Raw genomic sequence first — 25,922 nt, 5'->3', positions numbered from 1 at the left:
CACACCCCTCCTGACAGCTATCTGTCAGGAGCAAATCCGTCCTTTATTATCGTCCCAATGGAACGGGATCGCAACGTCACGCCTTGAAGCGCGGTGCCGCCGTGTAGCTGAGAGGCAGACGTCCGCCATCCGCATAGATAGTCTGCCCAGTCACATAACTTGCATCCCGCGATGCCAGAAACGATGCAATCGAAGCAATTTCAGAAGCTTGACCAATGCGCCCGAGCGGCGTTCGCGACAGGATTGTGTTGCGGGCGTCGGCATCCGTGTTTACGGCGGAAAGCATGTCGGTCTCGATGGAACCGGGGCCGATCGCATTGACGCGAATCCCCCAGTGGGCGAGCGCTACTGCCATGGTGCGTGTCAGTTGGTTCAATCCGCCCTTGGAAACGGAATAGGCGAGCTGTTCCGGCAAGCCGAAGATCGCGTTGATCGATGACATGTTGATGATCGTGCCCGGATCGCCGCCCGATTCGACCCGTTCCACCATGCGTTTGGCCACGGCCTGTCCGCACAGAAACGCACCTTTGAGATTAACCCGCATCACGCGGTCGAAATCTTCTTCCTTGAGGTCGAGAAAATCCGCCTGATGCACGATACCGGCATTGTTGATGAGAATATCGATCTCACCCAGATTGGTAATGGTGAAGGTCAGGAGATTGTGAACATCGAGCTTGTCGCCCACGTCAGCCGCCATTGCGCGCACCGGACCGAATTGCTCCAGATCCTTGGCTGCACGCATGGCTGCAGCATTGTCGATGTCGGACAGGACGACGCTTGCGCCATCCATCAGGAAGCGCTTTGCTATGGCATAGCCAATACCGCGGGCCGCGCCGGTGACGATGGCCACCTTGCCTTCTAATTGCATGGTCAATCTCCAGTTCGCGTGGAGAGTGGACCGGCGGAAACCGCCGGTCAATAGCCCGGTAGATTGAGGTCAGGCGAAGGCGAGGCCAGTGTGACGCTCGCGCAGAACGGTGCTGATCTCGTCCAGAATAGCCGGATCATCAATCGTGGCTGGCATCTTCCATTCTTCGCCGTCGGCAATCTTCTGGATTGTGGAACGCAGAATCTTGCCGGAGCGTGTTTTCGGCAGGCGCTTTACGGTCAGCGCCAGCCGGAAGGCAGCAACAGGGCCGATGACGTCGCGCACCATACTGACACACTCGTTCTCGACCTCCTGCGGATCGCGGTCGATATTGGATTTCAACACGAGGAAACCGCAGGGAACCTGTCCCTTGAGAGGATCGGAAATGCCAAGCACCGCGCATTCGGCAACGTCGGGATGGCTTGAAAGCACTTCTTCCATCGCGCCTGTCGACAGGCGGTGACCGGCGACATTGATGATATCGTCGGTGCGGCTCATGATATAGAGATAGCCATCCTCATCCATATAACCCGCATCGGCGGTCTTATAGTAGCCCGGAAATTCGTTCAGATAGGCCTTGCGGAAGCGTTCGTCCGCATTCCAGAGCGTCGGCAGGCAGCCCGGCGGCAGCGGCAGCTTGATGAGGATATTGCCGAGCTGTCCGCGCTCGACCTCGTGGCCTTCATCGTCCAGCACGCGGATATCATATCCCGGGAGACAGACGGCCGGCGAACCGTATCTCGTTTCCAGAAGCCCGAGACCGAGCGGATTGGCGACCATGGGCCAGCCGCTTTCCGTCTGCCACCAATGGTCGATTACCGGACAGCCCAGCAGGTCTTCGGCCCAGTGGATTGTGTCGGGATCGGCGCGCTCGCCCGCAAGATAAAGGGCGCGGAAACCAGAAAGATCATGGCGGCGGACGAAATGGCCGTCCGCATCCTCCTTCTTGATGGCGCGCAGCGCGGTCGGCGCGGTGAACATCACCTCAACGCCGTGTTCTTCAATAATGCGCCAATATTCGCCAGCATCCGGGGTGCCGATGGGCTTGCCTTCAAACAGGACGCTGGTCGCGCCAAGAAGCAGGGGCGCATAGACAATATAGGAATGGCCGACGACCCAGCCCACATCGGATGCCGCCCACCATACTTGTCCGGGTTCCACACCGAAAACATTCTTCATGGACCAGACTAGCGCCACCATATGCCCGCCATTGTCGCGGACGACGCCTTTCGGCTCGCCGGTCGTGCCGGAGGTGTAAAGTACATAGAGCGGGTCGGTCGCGGCCACTGGCACGCAGGGCACAGCACGGCCACGCGCGGCGTCGACAGCTTCGCGATAGTCGATGTCACGGCCAGCCACAGGTTCGTGCCGGTGCTGTTCGCGCTGCAGGATTATGCAATGACTGACCTTATGGCGCGCAAGCGAAATCGCCTTGTCGAGCATGGCCTGATAGGGCACCACCCGCGTCGGTTCGATGCCGCAGGACCCGGCGATGATCATCACCGGCTTGGCGTCGTCGATGCGGGTTGCAAGCTCGTTGGCGGCAAATCCGCCGAAGACGACGGAATGGACGGCACCGATGCGGGCCGATGCCAGCATGGCGACGGCTGCTTCAGGAACCATCGGCATATAGATGAGAATACGGTCGCCTTTCGACACGCCATTGTCGAGCATGACGGCGGAAAGCGCCTCTACTTCTTCCAGCAGTTCGCAATAGGTAAACTTGCGCACCTTTCCGGTGACCGGACTTTCGTAGATCAGCGCGACCTGATCACCGCGCCCATTGGCGACATGGCGGTCAAGCGCATTGTAGCAGGTATTGCATTCGGCTCCGACATACCACCGGCCATAGACGCCTTCGTCGCCTGCAAAAACCCGGTCCCACGGCTTGAACCAGTCAATTGCCGCCGCGGCATCCGCCCAGAAGCCTTCAGGATCGTGCTGCCATGCGGCATAGGTTTCGGCATATTTCGAAGTCATGCTGTTCCTCCCAGAAGCACGCGCCAAACCCACCCCGACAGAGGGCGGTCGTCGCGTGGTGATTATCCGGTGACAAAAACGCAAGATCGGCCTCCTCCGGCCCATCTCCTCCATGCGCGTTCGTCTCCTCCAGAAACGCAGTTTACGCCGCCGGGTTGCGGCTCGTCCATGAAACTTAAGAAGGAGGCGGAACGGTTTGGCGTTTCCAAGCCTTGCGCCAGGGGCCTGACTGCGCCACAAGAAGACAGAGAGGTGCGTCGTGACCAAAATCCTGCCCGTATTGCTGGTTCTCCTGATGGGGTTGCACATCATCAAACCGTTCGGCCTGCCGGGACTGAAGCGACGCAGCGATTTCTGGAAAATCGGCGTGATTTCCATTCTGGCCATGGCACTGGCAGTAGGCTTCCATTTCCACGAAGGATGAAAAGGCGGGTCAGGCCGCCTTTTCCATATCCTTCTTCCAGCCGCCGGTTGCGGCAAGGCCGTTCATCCTTGCGCGATGCGCGAAAGCCCGCTGCCCGGCTGCGATATTTTCTTCCTTGCCGCCCCATGCCTCAAGCGCCGCCGCCTGCAAGGCCCGGCCATAGGAAAAGGTCATTTTCCATGGCATGTCGAAGCCAGCATTCATGGCGGATAGATGGGCTGTCGCTTCTTCGCCGGTCTGGCCGCCGGAAAGGAAAGCGATGCCGGGAACCGCTGCCGGAACCGTATTGCGGAAACAGCGGACGGTCTTTTCCGCCACTTCCTCCACGGAAGCCTTGCGATCATTCCTGCCGTCGATGACCATGTTCGGCTTCAGAATCATGCCTTCCAGCCTGACGCGGGCATCGTAGAGCTCGGTAAATACCGTCTTGAGAACCCACTCCGTCACGCCATAACAACGGTCGATGGTGTGATTGCCCGGCTTGCCGTCCATCAGCACTTCGGGTTCGACAATCGGTACGATGTTTGCTTCCTGACAGAGAGCGGCGTAGCGGGCGAGAGCCTGCGCGTTCTGTTTAACCGCTCCCCATGTGGGCAGGCCGTCGGAAATCGAAATCACTGCGCGCCATTTGGCGAAACGTGCGCCGAGTGCGTAATATTCATTGAGCCGTTCCCGCAGGCCGTCGAGACCTTCGGTGACGGTTTCGCCCTCGAAACCTGCAAGCGGCTTCGCGCCCGCATCGACCTTGATGCCCGGAACGGCGCCAGCGTTGCGGATGATTTCAACAAGCGGCGTACCGTCCTTGGCCTTCTGCCTTATGGTTTCATCATACAGAATGACGCCCGAAATATAGCTCTTCATGGCTTCGTTTGCGCGGAAGAGCATCTCGCGATAATCGCGGCGCGTTTCCTCCGTCGAAACGAGGTTGATCGCGTCAAAGCGCTTCTTGATGGTGCCTGAACTTTCATCGGCTGCGAGGATGCCTTTACCTGCTGCCACCAGTGCAATCGCAATATCTTCAAGACGTTCAGTCATATGCAATGCTCCTTCTATCGAGGCGATGAGGGAGTGTTGGTTAAAACTGTGGCAAGCGCAAGTCTTTGAAACGATTGAAATATTTTTCAAACGGTTTAGGTAATCATACTTCCTGCCGCAGGTTTTTGACGAAACTGGTTTTATATCGGGATATCGAACCCCATGTAAGAAACCAGTGAGGAAAGCCCGCCTGTTTTCCGTTGTCGAGATTGGAGGAGGAGATATGCGACGCACCCTTTTTAGCTTGCCGTTGGTTCTGGCTGCATCGATGGTTGCCCTGCCGGTGGTGAACGCTTCGGCTGAGAGCATCAACGCTGGCGGCAGGCAGGCCGCAGCCAAGGCTCCTTTTACTGCATCCTCGGTTGCCGAATTCGATACGCCCTGGGCTATCGCCTTCCTGCCGGATGACAGGCTTTTACTGACGGAGAAGGGCGGCAAGATTTTCATCGTCACGCAGTCCGGTGACAAAACTGCCGTCGATGGTGTGCCGGAAGTCGCCTTTAGCGGCCAGAACGGTCTGCTCGATATTGCGCCTGCGCCCGACTTCGAGAAGAGCAAGGTCGTCTATTTCTCCTATAACGAACCGGCGAAGAACGGCAGCAGTGTTGTTCTGGCGCGCGCTGTTCTGGATGAAGGTGACGGCAAGGCAGCGCTGAAGGACAGGACCGCGATCTGGAAACAGGATGCGGCGGCTCGCGGGGGACAGCCGGGCGGCATCATTGCATTTTCGCCGGACGGCAAGCACTTGTTCTTCTCCGTCGGTGATCGCATGTTGCCGGCAACCGCGCAGGACGATACGGCTCCGATGGGGAAAATTCTCCGCATGAATCTCGATGGTTCCGTGCCGGAGGATAATCCACATGCCGATGCGGACGACGTGCGGGCGCTGACATGGTCGACCGGCCATCGCAACCCCTACGGGCTGGCCTTCGGTCCCGATGGAAAGCTCTGGGAGCATGAGATGGGGCCGCGGGGCGGCGATGAGTTCAATCTCATCAAGTCGGGTCTCAATTACGGCTGGCCACTCGTTTCCAATGGCGACAATTACAGCGGCAGGCCGATCTCGCGCCACAATACGCGCCCTGAATTCGAGCCACCATTGGTGTACTGGACACCCGTTATCGCTCCAGCCGGACTTGCCTTTTACGAGGGAGACATGTTCCCCGAATGGCGCGGTTCGGCTCTCATCGGAGGGCTCTCGGTCATGTCGCTGGTGCGGGTCGTGATCGACAAGGACGGCAAGGCGGACGAAGCCGAGCGCTTTGAAATGGAAAATCGTATCCGCGATGTGGCTGTAGGTCCCGATGGAGCGATCTGGCTGATCGAGGACGACAATCCCGGCCGGTTGCTGAAACTGACACCAAAAAAATAAGCCCGGCGTCAGCCGGGCTTACGTGAACCTGATGTCGGGCGTTATTTCTTCAACACATCGACGCCGGGAAGGGGCTTGCCCTCCATCCATTCGAGGAAGGCGCCGCCTGCCGTCGAAATATAGGTGAAGTCATCGGCGACGCCGGCATGATTGAGGGCGGCGACCGTATCGCCGCCGCCGCCAACCGAAACCAGCTTGCCTGCCTTGGTGCGGGCTGCGACGTGCTTTGCGGTCTTGACCGTGGCGGCGTCGAACGGGCGCAACTCGAAAGCACCGAGCGGACCGTTCCAGACCAGCGTAGCCGCATCATCGATGGCCGAGGCGATAAGATCGGTCGAAAGCGCTCCGGCATCGAGAATCATGCCGTCGCTCGGAACCGAATCGACCCCATAGGTCTTGTTCGGCGTGTCGGCTGCAAAGTGCCAGCCCACAACGGCATCGACCGGCAGGATGATGGCGCATTTTGTGGTTTCGGCCTTGGCCAGGATTTCGCGTGCTGTCGCGGCCAACTCGTGTTCGCAGAGCGACTTGCCGACATCGTAGCCTTTGGCTGCAAGGAAGGTGTTGGCCATGCCACCGCCGATGACGAGCGCATCGACCTTTTCGATCAGGTTGGACAGAAGGTCGAGCTTGGTCGAGACTTTTGCACCGCCGACAATGGCAACGACCGGGCGAGCCGGATTGCCGAGACCCTTTTCCAGCGCTTCAAGTTCGGCCTGCATGGCGCGGCCAGCGAAGGCAGGCAGGACGCGGGCCAGACCTTCCGTCGAGGCATGGGCGCGGTGCGCTGCGGAGAAGGCATCGTTCACATAAAGATCGCCATTGGCCGCCAGAGCCGTGACGAATTCCGGATCGTTCTTTTCCTCGCCCTTGTGGAAACGGGTATTTTCCAAAATCAGGACATCGCCATCCTTCAATGCATCGACGGCGGCCTTGGCCTTGTCGCCGATGCAGTCTTCGGCAAAATGGACACCGTGGCCCAGAACTTTGGCGAGCGGCTTCACAACATGCTTCAAAGAGTTCTCGTCCGAAGCAACGCCTTTGGGACGGCCGAAATGGGCGAGCAGAATGACCTTTGCGCCCTTCTTCGACAGTTCTGCGATGGTTGGAACGATGCGCTCGATACGGGTCAGGTCGGTGACTTCGCCATTCGCCATCGGCACGTTAAGATCAACGCGAACCAGTACGCGCTTGGACTTGACGTCGGCATCGTCGAGAGTGCGGAAACTCATGATCTTTCTCCCAGAACTGTCTTTCGGGTGCGAGTCGAGCAGGGTGCGCTCAAACAGGCAGGCGTCGAAAAAGGGTTGGATAGTCGGTGACAAGCCCGTCCTCATCGACGGGCAGTTCGGCGGTGAAGGTGCGGTCAGACGCTTCGTAGCGATAGCGCCGCCCTTCCTCGATACAGGTATAACGCTGCTGGTCGCGCAGCGGGCGGAAACTGTCGAAGGGCACGTAAAGCATGTCGAGCTGAACGGTGCCGCTCTCCGGCGTAAGGCCAAGGCGGCGGATCGGCAGCGTATTGGTGAAAGGTGTCCCCGCCAGATCGATGTCGACGCAGCCGTCGAACTCGGGCAGCGGGTCACCGGCCATCGTCGTCCAGTGACCATCGCCATCAGAAACGAGTTCCAGCCGTTGGCCATATGTGGTTTCGATCAGGAAATGGAGAACATGCCAGGCGCTGTTGCAGTCGATGCTGTAGCGCACGCCGTAGGGGGCACCGCCGCGATCGCCAATCACGACACTTTCAGCATGGATCGTGCGGCCAGTGGGGCCGAGATTGAGATGTTCGAGCCCTTCTCCTTCCAGCGGACGCCAGCGCGCGACGGTGGGGAGAAGGGCGCGAAACATGGTCAGAGGCTTAGATCAGCTTGCCGAAGGCGACGGCGGTGTCGCCCATGCGGCTGGAGAAGCCCCATTCATTGTCGTACCATGACAGAATGCGCACCATGGTGCCTTCCATGACCTTGGTCTGGTCCATGTGGAAGACCGAGGAATGCGAATCATGGTTGAAGTCGTGCGAGACGAGCGGCTCGTCCGTGTAGCCGAGAATGCCCTTCAGGCGGCCATTGGCAGCTTCGCGGATGGCATTGTTGACTTCCTCGACCGTGGTCGAGCGCTTGGCGATGAAGGTCAGGTCCACGACCGAGACGTTCGGGGTCGGGACGCGGATCGCAACGCCGTCGAGCTTTCCTTTCAGTTCCGGCAGAACGAGGCCGACAGCCTTGGCGGCACCGGTCGAGGTCGGGATCATCGAAAGGGCTGCGGCGCGGGCGCGGTAAAGATCCTTGTGCATGGTGTCCAGCGTCGGCTGGTCGCCCGTGTAGGAGTGGATCGTGGTCATGAAGCCCTTTTCGATGCCGATGGCATCGTTGAGGACCTGAGCGACCGGCGCGAGGCAGTTGGTCGTGCACGACGCGTTGGAGATGACCTGGTGGTCCTTGGTCAGCTTGTCATGGTTGACGCCATAGACGACGGTCAGATCGGCACCGTCGGCAGGAGCCGAAACGATGACGCGCTTGGCGCCTGCTTCCAGATGCATGGCAGCCTTGTCCCGCGCGGTGAAGATGCCGGTGCATTCGAGCGCGATGTCGACGCCTTCTTCCTTCCACGGCAGCTCAGCCGGGTTGCGGACAGCATGAACCTTGATCGGGCCGTAGCCGACATCGATCGTGTCGCCGGCGACCTTCACTTCCTTGGGGAAACGGCCATGCACGCTGTCATAGCGCAGAAGATGCGCGTTGGTTTCAACCGGGCCGAGGTCGTTGATGGCCACGACCTGAATATCGGTGCGGCCCGACTCGACGATGGCGCGAAGAATGTTGCGGCCAATGCGGCCAAAACCGTTGATTGCGACGCGAACTGCCATTTTCTCTTAATCTCCCGATGGGGTGCTGCATCTTGCGATGCGTCTGAATTGAACCGATACGTTCAAAAACTGAAACGCCGGCGTTTTTGCGACGCCGGCGTTTTTCAAATCATGCGGCGTTGAGCTTCTTTTCCGCTGCTTCCGCGGCGTGTTCTGCCGTGATGCCGAAATGCTTGTAGAGATCGTTGATCTCGCCCGAAGCGCCAAAGCCCTTCATGCCGATGAAGATGCCGTTTTCGCCGATGAAGCGTTCCCAGCCGAGCGAGATTGCCGCTTCGATGGCGATCTTGACTGGCGCGTTGCCGATAGTCGCCGTCTTGTAAGCATCGCTCTGCTGTTCGAAAAGCTCGAAGCAGGGAACGGATACGACGCGGGTCGCGATGCCCTTGCCTTCCAGAAGGTCGCGGGCCTTGAGCGCGATTTCCACTTCCGAGCCCGTTGCGAAGATCGTCACCTTGGCGTCCTTGCTTGCGGCGGCCAGCTCATAGGCGCCGTAAGCCGACAGGTTCTCGTCGCGATGCTCGGTGCGCACCGTCGGCAGATTCTGGCGGGTGAGCGCCAGCGTCGACGGGGTCTTCCTCGATTGCAGGGCGATCTGCCAGCATTCGGCAGTTTCGACCGCATCGGCAGGACGGAACACGTTGTGGTTCGGAATGGCGCGCAACGCAGCCAGATGCTCGACCGGCTGGTGGGTCGGGCCATCTTCGCCAAGACCGATGGAATCATGCGTCATGACATAGATGGTGCGGATGCCCATCAGCGAGGAAAGACGCATCGCCGGGCGGCAATAATCCGAGAAGGTCAGGAAGGTGCCGCCATAGGGGATCAGGCCGCCATGCAGCGTCATGCCGTTCATGGCCGCAGCCATGCCGTGTTCGCGGATGCCGTAATGGACATAGCGCTGGCCGTAATCTTCCGGCGTTACCGCCTTGGTCTGGCTCGTCTTGGTGTTGTTGGAACCGGTGAGGTCGGCAGAACCGCCGATGGTTTCCGGCACAACGCCATTGATGACTTCCAGCGCCATTTCCGAAGACTTGCGGGTCGCGACCTTCGGCTTGTCGGCGGAAAGCTTCTTCTTGTATTCGATGATGGTTGCATCGAAGTTTGCAGGCAGGTCGCCACGCATCCGGCGCTCGAATTCAGCGCGGGTTTCAGCGTTGGCTGCAGCAAGGCGCTTTTCCCATTCCTGACGCTTCTTGGCCGCATTGAGACCGGCTACGCGCCATGCGTCCAGAACTTCGGCCGGAACCACGAAAGGTTCGGCGCTCCAGCCGAGCGCCTTGCGGGTGGCAGCAATTTCTTCAGCGCCGAGCGGCGAGCCGTGCACCTTGTTGGTTCCGGCCTTGTTCGGTGCGCCGAAGCCAATCGTCGTCTTGCAGGCGATGAGCGTCGGCTTGTCGGAAACTTTCGCCAGTTCAATGGCCTTGGCAATGGCGTCCTGATCGTGACCGTCGACAGCCATGGTGTTCCAGCCGGAAGCCGCGAAACGGGCAGGCTGGTTGGTATTGTCGGAAAGCGTGACAGGGCCGTCGATCGAAATGTTGTTGTCGTCCCAGAAGACGATAAGCTTGTTCAGCTTCAGGTGGCCGGCAAGCGCGATTGCCTCCTGGCTGATGCCTTCCATGAGACAGCCGTCACCGGCGATCACATAGGTGTAGTGGTTGACGAGGCTGTCACCGAACTGAGCATTGAGGATGCGTTCGGAAAGCGCCATGCCGACGGCATTGGCGATGCCCTGGCCGAGCGGACCGGTCGTGGTCTCGATCCCGGCGGCGTGGCCGTATTCGGGATGGCCTGCGGTGCGCGAGCCGAGCTGGCGGAAATTCTTGATCTCATCGATGGTGATGTCTTCGTAGCCCGAAAGATAGAGCAGCGAATAAAGCAGCATTGAACCGTGACCCGCGGAGAGCACGAAGCGGTCGCGGTCGGGCCAGTGCGGGTTCTGCGGGTCGTGCGAGAGGAAGCGGGTATAAAGCGTCGTCGCTATATCGGCTGCGCCCATCGGCAGGCCGGGATGGCCCGAATTGGCTTTTTCCACCGCATCCATGGAGAGGAAGCGGATTGCGTTGGCCATCTGGTTCTGTTTGTCGGAGTTGGTCATGGTCTCAGCCGTCTTTCCTTGGGAGGGGTTAACGGGGTTGCGGCGATGCCTTTTGCCTGAGCACGATCCCGTGTCGATAACCGCTTCATGCGTTTCAGGATCACGCTCCAGAAGGCAACGGGACACATAGCACCTGCACATAAGGAGTCAATAAATCGATGAGTTTTGGGCAATAAACTGTCCGCGACCATTCGGTGAAGCAGCGTGGATCGCTTAAGAACGATCACCGAAAAGCCGTTTTTGCACCGATAACGGTGTATGAATGCCCGCATATGCCCCTCATTTGTTGCTTATCGGGCAGGCGATTATTACAATCTTTTCAAAGATGCCCGTCCCGCAGGCGCGATTCGAGGCCCGTGAATTGGCCTGCGATTGGCATTGGAAAGGACATGGATGGCACCCGAAGCGACCCTCAGGCAAGTCTTGGAACGGCTGGAAAAGGCACTCAACGCGCTTGAACAAGCGGTCGATCTGCGGCTGGACAAGGAGGGCGATTTCGCCGAAGCCGAGGAAGAGGTGCAGCGCATGAATGCGGATCGCAGCCGTCTTGCCCAGGAACTCGATCAGTCCGAAGCGCGCGCCGAGCGGCTGGAAGCCGCCAACCGCGAGGTTTCGCGCCGTCTCGTGACTGCCATGGAGACAATCCGCGCCGTTCTGGACCGATAGGAGGCTACCATAGCGACCGTTACCGTTACCATCGATGGCAAAGCTTACCGCATGGCCTGCGACGAGGGGCAGGAGGAGCATCTGTCCGGGCTTGCCGACCGCTTCGACCAGTATGTGACCCATCTGAAGTCGTCTTTCGGCGAAATCGGCGATCTGCGCCTGACCGTCATGGCGGGCATCATGGTGATGGACGAACTGGCCGAAATGCAGAAGCGCATCACGGGGCTGGAGAATGAGGCCGAAACGCTGCGCCGCTCGCGTGACGAGGCTTTGGGGCGCGCCGACAGCAACGATGCGGCCCTGACCGGCCTGTTGTCGGATGTCGCAGCCCGCATCGAGCAGGTGGCCTCGCGGATCGCCCCGCGCAGCAGCTGATCCCGTTCTCCCGTCTTTTGAAAAAGTTTTCGTGGCAAGCAGGTGCAAGCCACTGGTGTTCCCGAGAGGCAGGTACTATATTGGCTCTTGGCGAACTGCGCTTCCCGACAGGTGTAACAGCATCCCCGGGGCCTTATTGATCTCTAAGGGAGCTGTCCCTGTGAAGGCTTGCGGGCTTTCGCATATGGCGCCCACCTACTTTGTAGGTTCCCGGGATCAATCACTACCATCGGTCGTCGTGGTCGCCGCTTTCTTTCCCCGACTTGTAGCGTGATCGCTATAAGCTTGATCTGGCGGACAATTTGTTCGTAAACAGGCGCAAACTCCAACAACTTGCGCTTCTTGATGAAATCTCCCGAAACAGCATCGCCCGATTCATCGGAAAGACTGGCCGTCGCGATACCCGTCGCATTCGTTTACGGGCTTCTGCTCTATGTCATGATCTGGTCGCGCCATTACATGGACGCAATGCCGGTCATTGCCGGACTGGCGCTGCTGCCGATGGCCGTTGCAAGCCTTGCCTCCTGCCTGTCCGATCCGCGTGCCCAAAAGGGGCTCTGGCGCCATGTCCGCATGGGCTGGGCCATTATTGCCGGGCTTGTCGTCACCAGCATGGTCCTTTTCCATGAAGCGGGAATTTGCGTAGCCATGGCCGCTCCATTCTTCATGGTGTTTTCTGCGCTCGGTTCGGCGGTGACATTATGGATCATCCGGCAGTTTCGCTCGCGGCGCTCGACCACTCTCGTCATCGCGCTGCCGCTGCTTGTGCTGCCCGCCGAGCTTCAGATGTCCTATGCCCCGCGTGACGCCTCCGTCACCACCGTTGTGGAGATCGCAGCGCCGCCGGAAGTCGTCTGGCAGCAGACTGTCGAAATCCGCAATGTGCGCCCGGACGAACTGTCCTGGACCTTCAGCCATGGCATACTTGGCGTGCCGCAGCCGGTCGATGCGCGGCTGGAAGGGGAGGGCGTCGGCGCGGTGCGGCAGCTCCGGTGGACACGCGGCGTGAATTTTCAGGAAATCGTCACGCAGTGGGAGAAAAACCGGCTGCTGGCTTGGGATTTCCGCTTCGGCCCCGGTTCCATACCGCCAGAAGTAGAGGCGCATATCAAGGTGGACAGCACATATCTGAAGCTTGCGCAGGGTGATTATCGTCTCGAACCGCTTGCGGACGGGCACACGCGCCTCACGCTGACAACTCGCTACCGGATTGCCACGCCGATCGATTTCTACTGCGATCTGTGGGGCAAGCTGTTTTTGAATGACTTTCACGGCGTCGTTTTGAAGGTCATCCGCGACCGGTCCGAGAAGATCGCACAGGGAAGCGGCGCGGTCACTTGACGGAGCGGCTTAATGCGGTTCCACTGCATGGTGAAACGCGATGGCAGGGAGTGGCTTGGAATGACGGCAGCGGAGCGCGATCCCATTCAGAAGCAGGAACTCAGACGCAGGGTTCTGGCGGTTCGCGATGCGCTCGAACCGCGTTATCACTATGAGGCTTCGCTGGCTGCGGCAAAAAACGGTGAAGCCGCCATCGATGTTCCCAAAGGTACATTGATTGCGGGCTATTGGCCGATCCGCTCCGAAATCGATCCGCGTCCACTGCTATCGGCTCTTCGTGCCAAGGGCGTGCGCCTTTGCCTTCCTGTTGTGCTGGATAAAGAAACGATTGCCTTTCGAGAATATCTGCCCGATGCCGAGCTGGTGCAGACGGGCTTCGGCACGATGGGACCGGGAGAGGATGCGCCGCTCGTCGACCCGGTGATCATGCTGATGCCGCTCGCCGGTTTCGACCGTCGCGGGCATCGGCTTGGCTACGGCGCCGGGCATTACGACCGCGCGCTGGCGCGTTTTGCCGAGCGCGGCCTGCAGCCGCTTCTGATCGGCATGGCCTTCGATTGCCAGGAAATCGAGCATGTGCCAGACGAGCCGCATGATATAGCGCTCAACCAGATCCTGACCGAGAGCGGCTTGCGCGTGGTTGGAGCCGAGCCGGCATCCTAGGCTTTCTCCTGCATCTAACCGACGTCAGGCGATGCCGCCTGACTGCAAAATGCCCTGAACGGCTTGCGTTCGCTTGGCGCGGGTTTATAAGGCACTTTCATGAGATTGCTTTTTCTTGGTGATATGGTGGGCCGGTCGGGCCGGACCGCGGTTTATGAGAAGCTGCCGGGGCTGATTTCCGATCTGAAGCTGGATTTCGTTATAGTCAACGGCGAGAACGCCGCGGGCGGCTTCGGCATTACCGAAGAGATTTTCCACGACACCATTCGTGCCGGCGCCGATGTGGTGACGACCGGCAACCATGTCTGGGATCAGCGCGAGGCACTGGATTTTTCCAAGCGTGAGGACCGGTTTTTGCGCCCGGCGAATTTCCCCAAAGGCACAGCCGGAAAAGGCGAAGGGCTCTATATAGCCAAAAATGGCGCTCGCGTTCTCGTCTCGAACATCATGGGCCGGGTGTTCATGCATCCCGATCTGGACGATCCTTTCATCGCGGCCGAGAAGATTCTGGAAGCCTGTCCGCTTGGCGAACAGGCCGATGCCGTGTTCTTCGATTTTCATGCGGAAGCGACGAGCGAGAAGCAGTGTTTCGGCCATTTTGTCGATGGCCGCGCCAGCGCTGTTGTGGGAACGCATACCCATGTGCCGACCGCCGATTGCCAGATATTACGCAACGGAACGGCCTATATGTCCGACGCAGGCATGTGCGGCGATTACGATTCATCGCTCGGCATGGATAAGGAGGAACCCCTCAACCGCTTCCTGTCCAAAGTACCGAAAGGGCGTTTCGAGGCAGCGAACGGTCCGGCCACCATCTGTGGTGTCGGCATCGAAATTTCTGATCGCACTGGGCTCGCCGAAAAAGCGGCCCCCTTGCGCATCGGCGCGCATCTGGAAGAAACTATTCCGGCGTTCTGGCGCTGACTTTTACGCCGGTGAAATTATCAGGCCCGGCAATCCGGCTGCACAGTTCCGACCATTCGCAATGTTCGCAGGCAGTGCGTAGCGTGCCGTCTGCAAAGGCTTTGCGCATTTTGGCGAGCCTTTCGGCATCGAGGGCGAACGGGGTCTGGGCCGTGAGCGGTTCACCGAGCAGATTGCCCACGGACTCCAGCGCCAGCGCGTCGCGCATTTGGACGCTAGCTTCATAACAATGGCAATCGCCCCCGCAAAGCAGGGGCGCGCATATATCGTCGGGGCCATCGACAAGGAGAATATCCTCTCCCGTGCTGAGCCGCCCGGCAATCGCGTCGTAATTTTCCACGAAAGCCGGGCTGTAGCCCTTGCCGACATAGGTCAGCATGCAAAGAAGATGATGGCCGCGCAGGTGTATCGTCACCTGACGATCAGGCCTTGTCGCGGGTCGCTGCCTTGAGGATCGCAGCGCCGAGAGCGGACTTGATGAGAGCGCCGACGAGGAATGGCGTCACGCCGAAAGCCAGTGCCTTTTCGATGCCGATCATGCTGGAAAGCCACAGTGCGCCGAGGCCAAGGCAGATCACGTTGGCCGCAAGGAACGAGACGAAGGCGAGGCCGACGCGGTTGCCGTTCCAGCCGCGTTCGGCCAGATAACCGGTCAGCGCGGCAATGATCGGGAAGGATACGAGATAGCCTGCGGTCGGGCCTGCGAAATGCGCAAGACCACCGGCGCCGCCTGCCAGAACCGGAAGGCCCATCATTGCTTCTGCGAGCCAGGCCAGAACCGTGGCCATGCCAAGGCGCCAGCCATAAAGCGCGCCGATCAGCGGCACGATCAGGGTCTGCAGCGTAATCGGAACCGGCACCATGGGAACTTCGATCTGCGAAGACACGGCGAGCAGCAGCGTGCCGAAGGCAATCGCGGCAAGGCGCGTCGCGCCCGAACGGGCTTCCAGATTGAGCGGGCTGAAGGATGTGCGGGACGGAGTGTAGGTCGCCATGGATTCCTCAAATTATAGATAAAATCGAGTTTCGATCTATTTAATTTCCAGACAATGCATCGCTTTGGCAAGCGAGAAATGGCGGGGATGGAAAAATAACGCGGCGATTTGAAAGAAATTCGGGGTATAAGCCGGACCAATTCTCCTTTTACGAGGAAATGACTGCTTTATCTATATTTCCAAGACCCCGTTTCGACGGGCGAAGCCATGTTCATCCAACGATGGCGAAGGAATCGCGCATCTTGCCGGAAGCGGTCTTGACCGGGCGGTGGCCGATCCATTGCACATGGCGTGCCAGAATGGTCGCCGCGCTTTCGATATCGGCCTGACGCAGTGCCTGCAATATGGCGCGATGGTCGTGGTCGGTACGGGTTTCCCATTCCGACCTCCATGTGGCGAAGAGAAATCGCGCGCTGGCGGCATGAAGATCATCAATGGCTGCCAGCAGGCGCGGCATTTTGCACGGTTCAAGTATGAGCCGGTGGAAGCGGCGATTGGCGTCTTCCCAGCTTCTGACATCCCGCGACTTGTCGCCTTCCAGCGTGGCCTGTTCAGCGGCATCGAGCGTTGCCTGCGTGATGTGCGGCGCGGCGTGTCGCAGCGCCAGAACCTCCAGAGCGGCACGCATTTCCGCCACTTCCCTGATCTCGCCTATATCGAACGACGCGACCCGGACGCCCCGACGCGGCTCCGATACTGCCAGGCCCTGAGCCTCCAGCCGCCGGAATGCTTCCCGGACCGGCACATGGCTGGTCTCGAATTCTTCGGCGATGTGATCCTGCCGCAGTTTCGTGCCGGGTTCGATCTCGCCCGCGATGATGCGGTCGGCAAGGATGCGGCTGATACGGGCTGCGATGGTTTCGCCGGGAGGGCTCTTGACAGGCTGAATCATGAATTTATAGATAATCTGCTTTGCCTGCCGGGTCGAGCGATATTGTTTTTATTGACAGGGAATCGATGTTCGTGGCGCTTTTGCTGGACGAATGGGCCCGAATTCCTTATAACGCCGCCATTCTGCACGGAAAGCACAGTGGCCCGACATGCGGCCCTTCTCTGCTTGATCTCTGTTTCATGCGTGACGCTTCCGTGCGCAGCATTTTAAACAGAACAGGGGTGCCATGGCCGGCCATTCACAGTTTAAGAATATCATGCACCGCAAGGGCCGTCAGGATGCGGTGCGGTCGAAAATGTTTTCCAAGCTCGGGCGCGAAATCACCGTTGCCGCCAAGCAGGGTCTGCCTGACCCGGCAATGAACCCGCGGCTTCGTCTGGCGATCCAGAACGCCAAGGCGCAGTCGATGCCGAAGGACAATATCGAGCGCGCCATCAAGAAGGCCGCCGGCAATGACGGCGAGAACTATGATGAAGTGCGCTATGAGGGCCGTGGCCCCGGCGGTGTATCGGTCATCGTTGAAGCGCTGACGGACAACCGCAACCGCACGGCATCGAACGTGCGTGCCGCCTTCACGAAATCCGGCGGCGCGCTGGGCGAAACCGGTTCGGTGTCCTTCATGTTCGACCGCGTGGGCGAAATCGTCTACAAGGCCTCCGTCGGCGACGCAGACAAGGTCATGGAAGCGGCAATCGAAGCCGGCGCTGACGATGTCCAGTCCGGCGAAGAAGAACATGTCATTATATGCGCGTTTGAAGATATTGGCGAAGTGTCCAAGGCTCTGGAAGCTGCGCTGGGTGAAGCCGAATCGATCAAGACGATCTGGAAGCCGCAGACCAATACCGAACTGGACGAGGAAAAGGCGCGTTCGGTTCTCAAGCTTCTCAATGTGCTGGAAGACGATGACGACGTGCAGAACGTCTACACGAACTTCGAAGTCAGCGACGAAGTGATGGAAAAGCTGAGCGCCTGATCGGGCAGGCTGAGCTAATTTCTAAAATCCCGGCTTTGGCCGGGATTTTTTGTATCCCAGATAGCTGCAAACCCAGGCAATAAAAAACCCCGCCGAAGCGGGGTTTTTTTAAACCATGCAATATCGATTAGATGCCGAGATTGCCGAAACGGTTCTTGAACTTCGTAACGCGACCGCCGCGGTCGAGCAGGGTCTGCGAACCGCCCGTCCAGGCCGGATGGGTGGTCGGGTCGATATCGAGGTTCATCGTATCGCCTTCCTTGCCCCAGGTCGAGCGGGTCGTATATTCGGTGCCATCGGTCATCACGACCTTGATGGTGTGGTAGTCGGGATGGATATTGGCTTTCATCTTCTCAATCCTGAAAGTCTGGGGTGAAAAGCGCAGCCTGATCATCGAAACTGCGGCACTTTCGCCCAATGGCAGATATGAAGACCCATTACCTGTAGGCAATGGCTTCCAAAAGGGTTGGCGAGCCTATACATCAGGCGCACGGCAATAACAAGGGCGCAAACAAAAGAATGGCGGACCGGGGTAGTGAAATTGATATGAATCACGAATTGACCGCAAAGGAAAGCCGCCAACGCCGTTCGCTGAAGCCACTCAAGAGAATGATGCCGTTTCTGGCGCCCTATAAGGGGCTGGTTGCGGGAGCGCTCTTCTCGCTGGTTCTGGCGGCGATGACGACCCTGGCGGTACCTGTCGCGCTGCGTCGCATGATTGATCACGGTTTCACCGGCTCCAACGCGATCTTCGTGAATAACTACTTCGGTATGCTCGTGCTTCTGGCACTCGTTCTCGCGCTGGCGTCGGGCTTGCGCTACTTCTTCGTGATTTCGCTCGGCGAGCGTGTGGTGGCCGATCTGCGCAATGCCGTCTTCTCGCATGTGACGGCGCTCTCGCCGGAATTTTTCGACCGGTCGCAGTCAGGCGAAATCGTTTCGCGCCTGTCTTCCGACACGACACAGATCAAGTCCGTCGTGGGAGCGACGGCGTCCGTTGCGCTGCGCAACATGATTCTGGGCATCGGCGCGCTGGCGATGATGGTCGTGACAAGCCCAAAACTTTCGGCGCTGGTCATTGCGGCGATCCCGATCATCGTCATTCCGCTGATCGCTTTCGGGCGTTCGGTGCGCCGCCGTTCCCGCCTGACACAGGACATGCTGGCGAAAGCCAATGCCTATGCCAGCGAACAGATTGGCGCAATGCGCACGCTCCAGTCGTTCACCAACGAAAAGATGGTGGTAGGCCGTTTCGCGAGCGCGGTGGAAAAATCCTTTCAGGCGGCGCGTTCCTCTATTCAGGCGCGTGCAATCCTGACTGCCTTCGCCATCTTCCTGATCTTCTCCAGCATTGTGGCTGTGCTCTGGTTCGGCTCGCGCGATGTGCTGGCGGGCACGATGTCGGCGGGCACGCTCGGCCAGTTCGTGCTTTATGCCGTGTTCGCGGGCAGTTCCTTCGGGGCCTTATCGGAAGTGGGCGGGGAACTGGCGCAGGCTGCAGGCGCGACGGAGCGGCTTGTCGAGATTCTGGATGAGCAGCCGGGCATTGCCGCGCCCTTGAAACCTGTTGCCATGCCCGTGCCGCCGCGCGGCGAGATCGTGTTCGATTCCGTGCACTTTTCCTATCCGACACGACCGGATGCGCCATCTCTCAATGGCGTCAGCTTCACCGTGAAGCCCGGAGAGACGGTTGCGATTGTCGGCCCTTCGGGGGCCGGGAAAAGCACGGTCTTCTCGCTCGTGATGCGTTATTACGATCCGCAGTCGGGCAAGATCCTGATTGACGGCGTGGCATTGCCCGATGCCGACCCGCAGGCAGTTCGTTCGCGCATTGCGACAGTGCCGCAGGATGTGGCGATTTTCGCAACCAGCGTGCGCGAAAACATCGCGTTCGGCAGGCCGGGAGCGAGCGATGAGGAAATCGTTGCGGCGGCAAAAGCCGCCCTTGCGCATGATTTCATCGTGGCGCTCGACAAGGGCTACGACACGGAAGTGGGCGAACGCGGCGTGACGCTTTCCGGCGGGCAGCGCCAGCGCATCGCCATTGCGCGGGCAATCCTGCGTGCCGCGCCCATCCTGCTTCTGGACGAGGCGACATCGGCGCTGGACGCAGAAAGCGAGATGCTGGTGCAAAGGGCTCTGGATGGGCTGATGGCCGACCGCACAACACTCGTCGTCGCGCACCGGCTTGCGACCGTGCTCAAGGCCGACCGCATTCTCGTGCTCGACCATGGCCATATTGTCGAAGAGGGTACGCATCAAAGTCTCGTCGAGAAGGGCGGTATCTATGCCCGTCTCGCCAAGCTGCAATTCGATGCAGGAGCAGAGGCTTTCGCCGCGAAATAAAACCGGGAGGGTTTCGCCCTCCCGTTTTGTCTTTATCGTTCGGTCAGTTTCAGCTCGATGCGCCGATTCTTTGCACGAGCATCGGTCGTGTCGGAGGCGTCGAGCGGCTGGTATTCGCCGAAGCCTGCCGCAACGAGCCGGTTGGCCGGGACGCCATTGGCGATCAGGAATTTGACGACGGCAGTGGCGCGGGCCGACGAAAGCTCCCAGTTATCGCGAAAACGTCCTGTACCGGCCAGAGGCACATTGTCGGTATGGCCGTCGACGCGCAGCACCCAGTTGATGTCGTCCGGGATTTCCTGATTGAGCTGGTTCACCGCATCGGCGAGTTTCTTCATCTCGTCCTGACCGGCTGGATTGATATCCGCCGAACCTGTCGGGAACAGCACTTCCGACTGGAAGACGAAACGGTCACCGACGATGCGGATATTTTCCTTGTCCGACAGGATTTCCCGCAGGCGTCCGAAGAAATCGGAACGGTAGCGGTTCAGTTCCTGCACCCGCTGGGCCAGCGCAACGTTCAGGCGGCGTCCCAGATCGGCGATCTTGGCGTTCGATTCGCGGTCGCGGCTTTCCGAGGCGTTGAGCGCGTCCTCGAGCGCCGCGATCTGGCGGCGAAGGGCTGAAATCTGCTGGTTCAGCAGTTCCACCTGACTGAGCGCGCGGGCGCTGACCTGCTTTTCGGCATCGAGGCTCTGTGACAGTTCACCGGCGCGCTTTTCAGCCGCTGCACCCGCGCCGCTGCCTTCGTTCAGCAGGCTTTGCAGGCGCGAGCGCTCGCTTTCGGCGGTGGAAAGCGAGGCTTGCAGATTGGCGATGGTGTCCTGCATATCCTGCGAATTGCTGCGCTCCAGCGACAGAAGCTGGGTCAGTTCCTGAATCTGGCTGTTGAGGCGCGCAAGCACGCTGTCCTTGTTGTTGACCTCGCGGCTGAGCAGAAACTGCGCCAGCACGAAAACGGTAAGCAGGAACATGATTGCCAAGAGCAGCGTCGTCAGCGCATCGACGAAGCCCGGCCAGTAATCGACATGCCTTTGGGTGCGGCGGTTGCGGGCAAGGGACATGACGGCTTACTCCGCCTTGTCCGTGCGGTCGGGCTTGCGGTCATGCGAGCGCTCCCCGATAGCCTTGGTGAGGCGGTCGAGCGTCTGGCGAATGGCTTTCTGTTCGTCAGCCTGCTTTTCCACCCAGTCGCGCATGATCTGCTGTTCGTTGCGCATGTTCTTGACGAGACCCTGTATGCCTTCGGCGAGATTAGCGAGTGCCGCCGTCGTGCGCTGCGTGGATGCGTCGCCGCCGTGGAGGTTCTGCAAGCGATCGGCCAGAACGCGGATTTCCTCTGTCCCGCCATGCTGGTCGCCGGCAATGTCCGAACCAAGATCGGTCACCGAGGAAAGCCAGTTTTCCAGTTCCGTGTAGAAGCGGTTTTGTGCGCGGCCCGCCTGCAGGTCGAGGAAGCCGAGGATCAACGAACCGGAAAGGCCGAACAGCGAAGACGAGAAAGCCGTACCCATGCCGGAAAGCGGTGCCTGCAGGCCAGCTTTCAACGCATCGAGAACATCGCCGGTGCTGCCGGAATTGGGGTCGAGGGTCTGGATGGTGCGTCCGATGGAACCGACGGTTTCAAGGAGGCCCCAGAAGGTGCCGAGAAGGCCGAGAAAGACCAGAAGCCCGATCAGGTAGCGCGATATATCGCGGCTTTCATCAAGGCGTGTCGCGATGGAATCGAGAATCGAGCGCATCGAGGCGGTGGAAAGCGCCATCGACTGGCGGCGGCCGATAAGCGCGCGCATAGGCGCGAGCAGCACCGGCGCACGAGCCGCACCGTCGCGGTCGCCCTCGCGGAAGGAATTGACCCAGCGGATTTCCGGCAGGAGCCGCAGTACCTGTCCGAAAGCGAGCAGGATGCCAACCAGCAGGACACCGAGAATAAGCCCGTTGAGCCCCGGATTGGTGACGAAGAACGTATGAATCTGCCGCATGAGGATTGCAGCCAGAAAGGCTACAATAATAAGGAAGATCGCCATGGTGAGAATGACAATGCGCGGGCTCGACAGGCGGTAGGGGTCGTAATCGCGTCCCTCATCCAGACGTTCCCGGGAAAGTCTCAAATCGCTCATGCGTTGCGCTCCATGGTCGCGTGTTTGAACAGGAGCCTACTTCATTAATTCGTGAAGCGGAATCGTCTGGTTACGAAAAAATGAAGGCAGAAATGCTTCAGCGCGCCGCTTTCATGCGACGCGCTGATTTGCAAAGCCAAGAATGATGGCAATATCAGATTGGTTTTTTGATCGTCTTGAGAAGCGCGCCGTGAATGGCTTCGTTGCCGGCAACGATCGAATGATTGGTGAACATATCCTGTCCGCCATTCTTGTCCGAGACGAAACCGCCAGCCTCACGCACCATCAGGATGCCAGCGCCGAGATCCCACGGATGCATGCCGTCTTCCCAGAAGCCATCCAGGCGGCCGCCCGCGACATAGGCAAGATCGAGCGCGACAGCACCCATACGGCGGATGCCGGCGGTTTCGGCCATGACGTTGCGCAGTTCGACCAGGTAATGGCCGTGATGGCCGCGGCCCAGATGCGGAATACCCGTTCCGATAACGGAATCGACCAGCTTGTTGCGCGATGCCACGCGCAGGCGGCGGTCGTTCAGAAATGCGCCGCCACCGCGTTCTGCGGTGTAAAGCTCGTCCATGGCCGGATTGTAGATGACGCCGGCGACGATCTGTCCCTGACGCTCGAGAGCGATGGAGACTGCGAAGACCGGAATGCCGTGCAGGAAATTGGTGGTGCCGTCGAGAGGATCGACCAGCCAGCGGTGCTGTCCGTCCTTGGCTTCGATCTCGCCGGATTCTTCCATGAGGAAGCCGTAATCCGGGCGGGCGCGGCTCAATTCCGTGTAGACGATCTTTTCGGCGCGGCGATCGGCCTGGCTGACATAATCGCCGGGGCCCTTGAGAGAAACCTGAAGATTCTGGACTTCGCCAAAATCGCGGGCGAGGCTGCGGCCGGCCTTCATAGCGGCCTGTACCATAACGTTGAGAAGGGCTGAGCGGGCCATTTCATTGTCCTTGTAAGCACGATCCCGAAGCGTGGAGTTGAAGGGGATCACGCAGTTAATCATAGGCCGAACATCCGAACCGGCACAGGGCCAGCGGACAGTCGGGGAATTGAGCGATCTGAGAAAGAACGGTCGCAAGGATGCGACATGCGACGCCCCCGCTGGGGCGCCGAAATAGTCAAAAACGGATCAGGCGCGGCTGATATAGGTCAGTTCGTTGGTGTCGACAATCACGCGTTCGCCCGATTCGATGAATGGCGGAACGAGGATGCGGATACCGTTTTCAAGCACAGCCGGCTTGTAGGACGAAGCGGCGGTCTGGCCCTTGACGACCGGATCGGCTTCGGTGATGGCGAGCGTGACCTGATCCGGCAGGCGGATGCCGATCGGCTTTTCTTCGTAAAGTTCGACGGTGACCATCATGCCGTCCTGCAGGAAGGCAGCGCGGTCGCCGACGAAATCCTTGGCCAGTTCAAGCTGTTCGTAGGTTTCGGTGTCCATGAAGATCAGCGCGTCGCCCTGTTCGTAGAGGAACGAGAAATCCTTCTGTTCCAGACGAACGCGCTCGACGGTTTCAGCGGCGCGGAAACGTTCGTTGAGCTTGGTGCCGTTGATGAGGTTCTTCAGTTCGACCTGATTGTAGGCGCCGCCCTTGCCGGGCTTGACGGCATTGGTCTTTACCGCAACCCACAGGCCGCCAGCATGTTCGATGACATTGCCGGGGCGGATTTCGTTACCATTGATCTTCATGAGCTTGATCCGGAATGAAAATGTGAAACCATGTGCGGTCCGGTGCATGACGACGAAAAGGCAACCGTCCGGCATTTTTCCGGAGATTGCGCACCTGCCTTATACTCGAACCGCGATAATCGCGTTTCCAAGACCATAAAACTGCGTCTGACGCAAGCCTGACCAAGAAAAGAGAGGCGGTCCGGCTGGAAAAACCGCCACTAATCAGCGAACACGCAGATTGTTCGCGGTTTCAATGGCCTGCTTGATCTGGTCGTCAGCCAGTCCGTCCATCATATCATTGAGGTCCGGCGCGCGAAAACCGGCGCGTTGGGCGACGATATACCAGGCCGCAGCCTTCACCATATCGCCTTCAGTGCCGATGCCGTCGCGATAGAGGCGGGCAAGCCATGCCTGCGCCATCACCATGCCGCGTTGGGCACCGAGGCGCATCCAGCCGAAACCCTGTTCGTAGTCGCGGTCGCCGCCACGCCCTTCGATCAGCCAGCGGCCAAGATCGAATTGCGCCGTATCATATCCTTGCGCTGCGGCAAGCAGCAGATAGACACGCGCTTTCTTGTCGTCGCGCGGGATCTTCGAGGTGCCATTGGCATAGATCTGGCTGACTGCATATTGCGCGTCGGCAAGCTTGGCCTCGGCAGCTTTCTCGAACCAGGGGAAGGCGAGGTCGATGCCCGGCTTGCCCGGCGTCTTCACCATCAGCATCTGGCCGTAGTTGAATTGCGCCATGGCGTTGCCGCCTTCCGCCGCCTTTTTCATCAGTTCTTCTGCCTTGGCGGGGTCCTTTTTGGTATAGGTGCCCTGAAGCAGAAGTGCAGCATAGCGGAATTGCGCTTCGACAACTCCATTATTGGCCGCTTTCTCGTACCATTCCGCCGCCAGTTTCTGATTGGCGGGGATGCCGAGGCCGCGTGCATAAATCTCTGCGATGAGTGTCTGCGATGCCGGGTCGCCCTTTTCGGCTTGAGGCTTGGCCAGATTGAAGGCGGTCAGATAAAGCCCGCGCTGAAATGCCCCGAAAGCCTCGTCAGCAGGCTTGTCGCCAAAACGGCTCGGATCGATGTGCGGAACCGGTTCCGTGGTTGCCGGTTGCGGCAGCATGACGGGCTTGGAAGGCTTGTCGGCCTTCCTGTCCTGATGATTGCCCTGCGTGCCACTCTTCTGGCCGTGCACCGGTTCGCCCGCTGCCAGAACAGGCAGGACCGGCAGCGCGAATGAGATAATGGCAGCGAGAAGAAATTTGCTCTTCATGGGCATAGGCAAGACCTTGATGAAGGAATCAGTTTTCAAAACGCGGTGCTTTTTCATCGAGAAGCCGATTGGCTTCCGCGACAGCCTTTGCAGGGTCTTCGGCGTCGAAAACGGCACGCCCCAGCGCCACGAAATCCGCGCCGGTCTCGGCGGCAGATATGATGCTTTCCAGAGCATTTCCGGCCTGCGCGATGCAGGGAATCTCTACCATCTGCGCCCACCATTCGGCTAGCGACAGGTTGCGCGGATGGGCGTCGGGCTTGTTGTCCGCACCGATCTTGCCGAAGAACACGTAATCGGGCTGCAACTCGCCGATTTCCATCGCGCCATGGCGGTCGCGCAGATTGCCTGTGCCGACAATCATCTTCGGCGTGTGCTTTTCTATCGCTTCGGCCAGATCGGCGGCCTTGCCTTCGATATGGATGCCGTCTGCCCCGACGCGGCCTGCAATGCGCGTATCGTTCAGGACAAGCGCCGCAGCGCCCTTCTCCTGAATCACAGGGACAGCCTTTTCGGCTGCGGCCTGAAAGGTGGCCTCATCGAGATCGCCGGTGTCGAGAATGACGCTCGCAACGTCGCCGCCCGAAAGCGCCGCCGTCAAAAGCTTTGCGAGAGCCCCGCCATCGGCAAGCGGGGGCGCAACCAGCACGATGCGGCAGCGGTCTGTTTCAGTCTGGTGAGCGGGCTTGTTCATGAATGAAGCCTAACGGGAAAAACGTGATGGAATTCGGGCAATAGAGGCGTTCTGTTTACCGGAAACGGAAGCCGCGCTCTATCTATTTGTTTTATCGCATTTATGCGACGCAACCGCGCTTCGGCAAGCATTCGTTGGCGAAATGCCTGCTCGTTCGCGTCCGTCCGCATTGGCATAATGTTATCCACTGGAACGAAAGTTGATCGGAACCAACCCGGTTCTGCTCGTATTTACCGGTATATAACCCACACCGAAGCGGGGCAGTGAACGTCCCGGCAAACGTGTGAAACCGTTGCGGCCGCACATCCGGCCACCCACTCGGAATGACACGAAGAAT

Annotated in this window: 26 protein-coding genes and 1 other RNA gene; 10 read left to right on the top strand and 17 right to left on the bottom strand. The window is 59.4% G+C overall.

Annotated features, from left to right (window positions below; translation table 11 throughout):
- Positions 1 to 76: 76 nt before the first annotated feature.
- Both J9800_RS20320 and J9800_RS20315 read right to left on the bottom strand, forming a co-directional pair.
- On the bottom strand, positions 77 to 868 hold the full coding sequence (locus J9800_RS20320) for an SDR family NAD(P)-dependent oxidoreductase (protein WP_114216911.1): 792 nt from the start codon (positions 866 to 868) through the stop codon (positions 77 to 79).
- Between the two features lie 69 nt (positions 869 to 937).
- Entirely contained in the window at positions 938 to 2,848 is a 1,911-nt protein-coding gene (locus J9800_RS20315; protein ID WP_114216910.1) for a propionyl-CoA synthetase, read from the bottom strand.
- Positions 2,849 to 3,077: 229 nt separating this feature from the next.
- On the opposite strand from J9800_RS20315, the gene J9800_RS20310 reads away from it, so the two are divergent.
- Positions 3,078 to 3,272: a hypothetical protein gene (locus tag J9800_RS20310; protein WP_286167637.1), complete on the top strand. Its 195-nt coding sequence runs from the start codon at positions 3,078 to 3,080 to the stop codon at positions 3,270 to 3,272.
- Between the two features lie 9 nt (positions 3,273 to 3,281).
- Here J9800_RS20310 and J9800_RS20305 read toward each other — a convergent pair whose 3' ends face one another.
- On the bottom strand, positions 3,282 to 4,307 hold the full coding sequence (locus tag J9800_RS20305) for a class I fructose-bisphosphate aldolase (protein ID WP_114216909.1): 1,026 nt from the start codon (positions 4,305 to 4,307) through the stop codon (positions 3,282 to 3,284).
- A gap of 223 nt (positions 4,308 to 4,530) precedes the next feature.
- On the opposite strand from J9800_RS20305, the gene J9800_RS20300 reads away from it, so the two are divergent.
- On the top strand, positions 4,531 to 5,679 hold the full coding sequence (locus tag J9800_RS20300; RefSeq protein WP_210845917.1) for a PQQ-dependent sugar dehydrogenase: 1,149 nt from the start codon (positions 4,531 to 4,533) through the stop codon (positions 5,677 to 5,679).
- Positions 5,680 to 5,720: 41 nt separating this feature from the next.
- On the opposite strand, the gene J9800_RS20295 is transcribed toward J9800_RS20300, so the two are convergent.
- The 4 genes from J9800_RS20295 to tkt all read right to left on the bottom strand — a co-directional run bounded on the left by J9800_RS20295 (position 5,721) and on the right by tkt (position 10,649).
- Entirely contained in the window at positions 5,721 to 6,911 is a 1,191-nt protein-coding gene (locus J9800_RS20295; protein WP_114216907.1) for a phosphoglycerate kinase, read from the bottom strand.
- A 49-nt stretch (positions 6,912 to 6,960) separates the two neighbouring features.
- Positions 6,961 to 7,530: a putative glycolipid-binding domain-containing protein gene (locus J9800_RS20290; RefSeq protein ID WP_114216906.1), complete on the bottom strand. Its 570-nt coding sequence runs from the start codon at positions 7,528 to 7,530 to the stop codon at positions 6,961 to 6,963.
- A 10-nt stretch (positions 7,531 to 7,540) separates the two neighbouring features.
- On the bottom strand, positions 7,541 to 8,548 hold the full coding sequence (gene gap, locus J9800_RS20285) for a type I glyceraldehyde-3-phosphate dehydrogenase (RefSeq protein WP_112591377.1): 1,008 nt from the start codon (positions 8,546 to 8,548) through the stop codon (positions 7,541 to 7,543).
- Between the two features lie 109 nt (positions 8,549 to 8,657).
- Complete coding sequence (tkt, locus tag J9800_RS20280) at positions 8,658 to 10,649, bottom strand: transketolase (RefSeq protein WP_114216905.1); 1,992 nt, start codon at positions 10,647 to 10,649, stop codon at positions 8,658 to 8,660.
- Between the two features lie 393 nt (positions 10,650 to 11,042).
- Between tkt and J9800_RS20275 the strand changes: the two genes are divergently transcribed.
- From J9800_RS20275 to J9800_RS20250, 6 genes are all read left to right on the top strand, one after another.
- A complete protein-coding gene (locus J9800_RS20275; protein ID WP_112591381.1) occupies positions 11,043 to 11,315 on the top strand; it encodes a DUF4164 domain-containing protein in 273 nt (90 codons plus the stop codon).
- A 9-nt stretch (positions 11,316 to 11,324) separates the two neighbouring features.
- On the top strand, positions 11,325 to 11,690 hold the full coding sequence (locus J9800_RS20270) for a cell division protein ZapA (protein WP_112591382.1): 366 nt from the start codon (positions 11,325 to 11,327) through the stop codon (positions 11,688 to 11,690).
- A gap of 89 nt (positions 11,691 to 11,779) precedes the next feature.
- A non-coding RNA gene (gene ssrS, locus J9800_RS20265) (6S RNA) lies at positions 11,780 to 11,938 on the top strand.
- 97 nt (positions 11,939 to 12,035) lie between these two features.
- Positions 12,036 to 13,031, top strand: a complete 996-nt coding sequence (locus J9800_RS20260; RefSeq protein ID WP_114216904.1) for an SRPBCC family protein — start codon at positions 12,036 to 12,038, stop codon at positions 13,029 to 13,031.
- A gap of 60 nt (positions 13,032 to 13,091) precedes the next feature.
- Positions 13,092 to 13,694: a 5-formyltetrahydrofolate cyclo-ligase gene (locus J9800_RS20255; RefSeq protein WP_112591387.1), complete on the top strand. Its 603-nt coding sequence runs from the start codon at positions 13,092 to 13,094 to the stop codon at positions 13,692 to 13,694.
- 99 nt (positions 13,695 to 13,793) lie between these two features.
- The gene (locus J9800_RS20250; RefSeq protein WP_112591389.1) at positions 13,794 to 14,618 is read left to right on the top strand and encodes a TIGR00282 family metallophosphoesterase; all 825 of its coding nucleotides are present in this window, start codon (positions 13,794 to 13,796) and stop codon (positions 14,616 to 14,618) included.
- Here J9800_RS20250 and J9800_RS20245 read toward each other — a convergent pair.
- From J9800_RS20245 to J9800_RS20235, 3 genes are all read right to left on the bottom strand, one after another.
- Positions 14,596 to 15,033 carry a DUF1284 domain-containing protein gene (locus J9800_RS20245; protein WP_114216903.1) on the bottom strand — a complete coding sequence of 146 codons (438 nt, stop codon included), beginning with the start codon at positions 15,031 to 15,033 and terminating at the stop codon, positions 14,596 to 14,598. The two genes, J9800_RS20250 and J9800_RS20245, sit on opposite strands and share 23 nt — an antisense overlap.
- Before the next feature lie 7 nt (positions 15,034 to 15,040).
- The gene (locus J9800_RS20240; protein ID WP_114216902.1) at positions 15,041 to 15,613 is read right to left on the bottom strand and encodes a biotin transporter BioY; all 573 of its coding nucleotides are present in this window, start codon (positions 15,611 to 15,613) and stop codon (positions 15,041 to 15,043) included.
- A gap of 211 nt (positions 15,614 to 15,824) precedes the next feature.
- Complete coding sequence (locus J9800_RS20235; RefSeq protein ID WP_114216901.1) at positions 15,825 to 16,505, bottom strand: GntR family transcriptional regulator; 681 nt, start codon at positions 16,503 to 16,505, stop codon at positions 15,825 to 15,827.
- A gap of 226 nt (positions 16,506 to 16,731) precedes the next feature.
- On the opposite strand from J9800_RS20235, the gene J9800_RS20230 reads away from it, so the two are divergent.
- Positions 16,732 to 17,478, top strand: a complete 747-nt coding sequence (locus J9800_RS20230) for a YebC/PmpR family DNA-binding transcriptional regulator (RefSeq protein ID WP_112591397.1) — start codon at positions 16,732 to 16,734, stop codon at positions 17,476 to 17,478.
- Between the two features lie 127 nt (positions 17,479 to 17,605).
- Here J9800_RS20230 and rpmE read toward each other — a convergent pair whose 3' ends face one another.
- Positions 17,606 to 17,827: a 50S ribosomal protein L31 gene (gene rpmE / locus J9800_RS20225; protein ID WP_006467736.1), complete on the bottom strand. Its 222-nt coding sequence runs from the start codon at positions 17,825 to 17,827 to the stop codon at positions 17,606 to 17,608.
- Between the two features lie 101 nt (positions 17,828 to 17,928).
- On the opposite strand from rpmE, the gene J9800_RS20220 reads away from it, so the two are divergent.
- The gene (locus J9800_RS20220) at positions 17,929 to 19,824 is read left to right on the top strand and encodes an ABC transporter transmembrane domain-containing protein (protein WP_286167632.1); all 1,896 of its coding nucleotides are present in this window, start codon (positions 17,929 to 17,931) and stop codon (positions 19,822 to 19,824) included.
- Between the two features lie 32 nt (positions 19,825 to 19,856).
- On the opposite strand, the gene J9800_RS20215 is transcribed toward J9800_RS20220, so the two are convergent.
- The 6 genes from J9800_RS20215 to J9800_RS20190 all read right to left on the bottom strand — a co-directional run bounded on the left by J9800_RS20215 (position 19,857) and on the right by J9800_RS20190 (position 25,585).
- Positions 19,857 to 20,888, bottom strand: a complete 1,032-nt coding sequence (locus tag J9800_RS20215; RefSeq protein ID WP_114216900.1) for a peptidoglycan -binding protein — start codon at positions 20,886 to 20,888, stop codon at positions 19,857 to 19,859.
- A 6-nt stretch (positions 20,889 to 20,894) separates the two neighbouring features.
- Positions 20,895 to 21,944, bottom strand: coding sequence for a MotA/TolQ/ExbB proton channel family protein (locus J9800_RS20210; protein WP_112591401.1), 1,050 nt, complete (start codon positions 21,942 to 21,944; stop codon positions 20,895 to 20,897).
- Positions 21,945 to 22,098: 154 nt separating this feature from the next.
- Positions 22,099 to 22,890, bottom strand: a complete 792-nt coding sequence (locus J9800_RS20205; RefSeq protein ID WP_114216991.1) for an inositol monophosphatase family protein — start codon at positions 22,888 to 22,890, stop codon at positions 22,099 to 22,101.
- Positions 22,891 to 23,079: 189 nt separating this feature from the next.
- Positions 23,080 to 23,640, bottom strand: a complete 561-nt coding sequence (efp, locus tag J9800_RS20200; protein ID WP_112591549.1) for an elongation factor P — start codon at positions 23,638 to 23,640, stop codon at positions 23,080 to 23,082.
- A 204-nt stretch (positions 23,641 to 23,844) separates the two neighbouring features.
- Positions 23,845 to 24,891, bottom strand: a complete 1,047-nt coding sequence (locus J9800_RS20195; RefSeq protein ID WP_210845916.1) for a tetratricopeptide repeat protein — start codon at positions 24,889 to 24,891, stop codon at positions 23,845 to 23,847.
- A 28-nt stretch (positions 24,892 to 24,919) separates the two neighbouring features.
- Entirely contained in the window at positions 24,920 to 25,585 is a 666-nt protein-coding gene (locus tag J9800_RS20190; RefSeq protein WP_112591405.1) for a thiamine phosphate synthase, read from the bottom strand.
- Positions 25,586 to 25,922: the final 337 nt, after the last annotated feature.

The organism is Ochrobactrum sp. AP1BH01-1 (assembly GCF_018066705.1).
Classification (GTDB): Bacteria; Pseudomonadota; Alphaproteobacteria; order Rhizobiales; family Rhizobiaceae; genus Brucella.
The sequence above is the reverse complement of the archived record's forward strand: the minus strand, read 5'-3'. Positions and strand labels throughout refer to the sequence as shown.

Excerpts from the sequence above, each read along its gene's own strand:
- J9800_RS20320 (WP_114216911.1), bottom strand. The coding sequence starts at position 868 with ATGCAATTAGAAGGCAAGGTGGCCATCGTCACCGGCGCGGCCCGCGGT.
- J9800_RS20315 (WP_114216910.1), bottom strand. The coding sequence starts at position 2,848 with ATGACTTCGAAATATGCCGAAACCTATGCCGCATGGCAGCACGATCCT.
- J9800_RS20305 (WP_114216909.1), bottom strand. The coding sequence starts at position 4,307 with ATGACTGAACGTCTTGAAGATATTGCGATTGCACTGGTGGCAGCAGGT.
- J9800_RS20300 (WP_210845917.1), top strand. The coding sequence starts at position 4,531 with ATGCGACGCACCCTTTTTAGCTTGCCGTTGGTTCTGGCTGCATCGATG.
- J9800_RS20295 (WP_114216907.1), bottom strand. The coding sequence starts at position 6,911 with ATGAGTTTCCGCACTCTCGACGATGCCGACGTCAAGTCCAAGCGCGTA.
- J9800_RS20290 (WP_114216906.1), bottom strand. The coding sequence starts at position 7,530 with ATGTTTCGCGCCCTTCTCCCCACCGTCGCGCGCTGGCGTCCGCTGGAA.
- gap (WP_112591377.1), bottom strand. The coding sequence starts at position 8,548 with ATGGCAGTTCGCGTCGCAATCAACGGTTTTGGCCGCATTGGCCGCAAC.
- tkt (WP_114216905.1), bottom strand. The coding sequence starts at position 10,649 with ATGACCAACTCCGACAAACAGAACCAGATGGCCAACGCAATCCGCTTC.
- J9800_RS20275 (WP_112591381.1), top strand. The coding sequence starts at position 11,043 with ATGGCACCCGAAGCGACCCTCAGGCAAGTCTTGGAACGGCTGGAAAAG.
- J9800_RS20260 (WP_114216904.1), top strand. The coding sequence starts at position 12,036 with ATGAAATCTCCCGAAACAGCATCGCCCGATTCATCGGAAAGACTGGCC.
- J9800_RS20255 (WP_112591387.1), top strand. The coding sequence starts at position 13,092 with ATGACGGCAGCGGAGCGCGATCCCATTCAGAAGCAGGAACTCAGACGC.
- J9800_RS20250 (WP_112591389.1), top strand. The coding sequence starts at position 13,794 with ATGAGATTGCTTTTTCTTGGTGATATGGTGGGCCGGTCGGGCCGGACC.
- J9800_RS20240 (WP_114216902.1), bottom strand. The coding sequence starts at position 15,613 with ATGGCGACCTACACTCCGTCCCGCACATCCTTCAGCCCGCTCAATCTG.
- J9800_RS20235 (WP_114216901.1), bottom strand. The coding sequence starts at position 16,505 with ATGATTCAGCCTGTCAAGAGCCCTCCCGGCGAAACCATCGCAGCCCGT.
- J9800_RS20230 (WP_112591397.1), top strand. The coding sequence starts at position 16,732 with ATGGCCGGCCATTCACAGTTTAAGAATATCATGCACCGCAAGGGCCGT.
- rpmE (WP_006467736.1), bottom strand. The coding sequence starts at position 17,827 with ATGAAAGCCAATATCCATCCCGACTACCACACCATCAAGGTCGTGATG.
- J9800_RS20220 (WP_286167632.1), top strand. The coding sequence starts at position 17,929 with ATGGCTTCCAAAAGGGTTGGCGAGCCTATACATCAGGCGCACGGCAAT.
- J9800_RS20215 (WP_114216900.1), bottom strand. The coding sequence starts at position 20,888 with ATGTCCCTTGCCCGCAACCGCCGCACCCAAAGGCATGTCGATTACTGG.
- J9800_RS20210 (WP_112591401.1), bottom strand. The coding sequence starts at position 21,944 with ATGAGCGATTTGAGACTTTCCCGGGAACGTCTGGATGAGGGACGCGAT.
- J9800_RS20205 (WP_114216991.1), bottom strand. The coding sequence starts at position 22,890 with ATGGCCCGCTCAGCCCTTCTCAACGTTATGGTACAGGCCGCTATGAAG.
- efp (WP_112591549.1), bottom strand. The coding sequence starts at position 23,640 with ATGAAGATCAATGGTAACGAAATCCGCCCCGGCAATGTCATCGAACAT.
- J9800_RS20195 (WP_210845916.1), bottom strand. The coding sequence starts at position 24,891 with ATGAAGAGCAAATTTCTTCTCGCTGCCATTATCTCATTCGCGCTGCCG.
- J9800_RS20190 (WP_112591405.1), bottom strand. The coding sequence starts at position 25,585 with ATGAACAAGCCCGCTCACCAGACTGAAACAGACCGCTGCCGCATCGTG.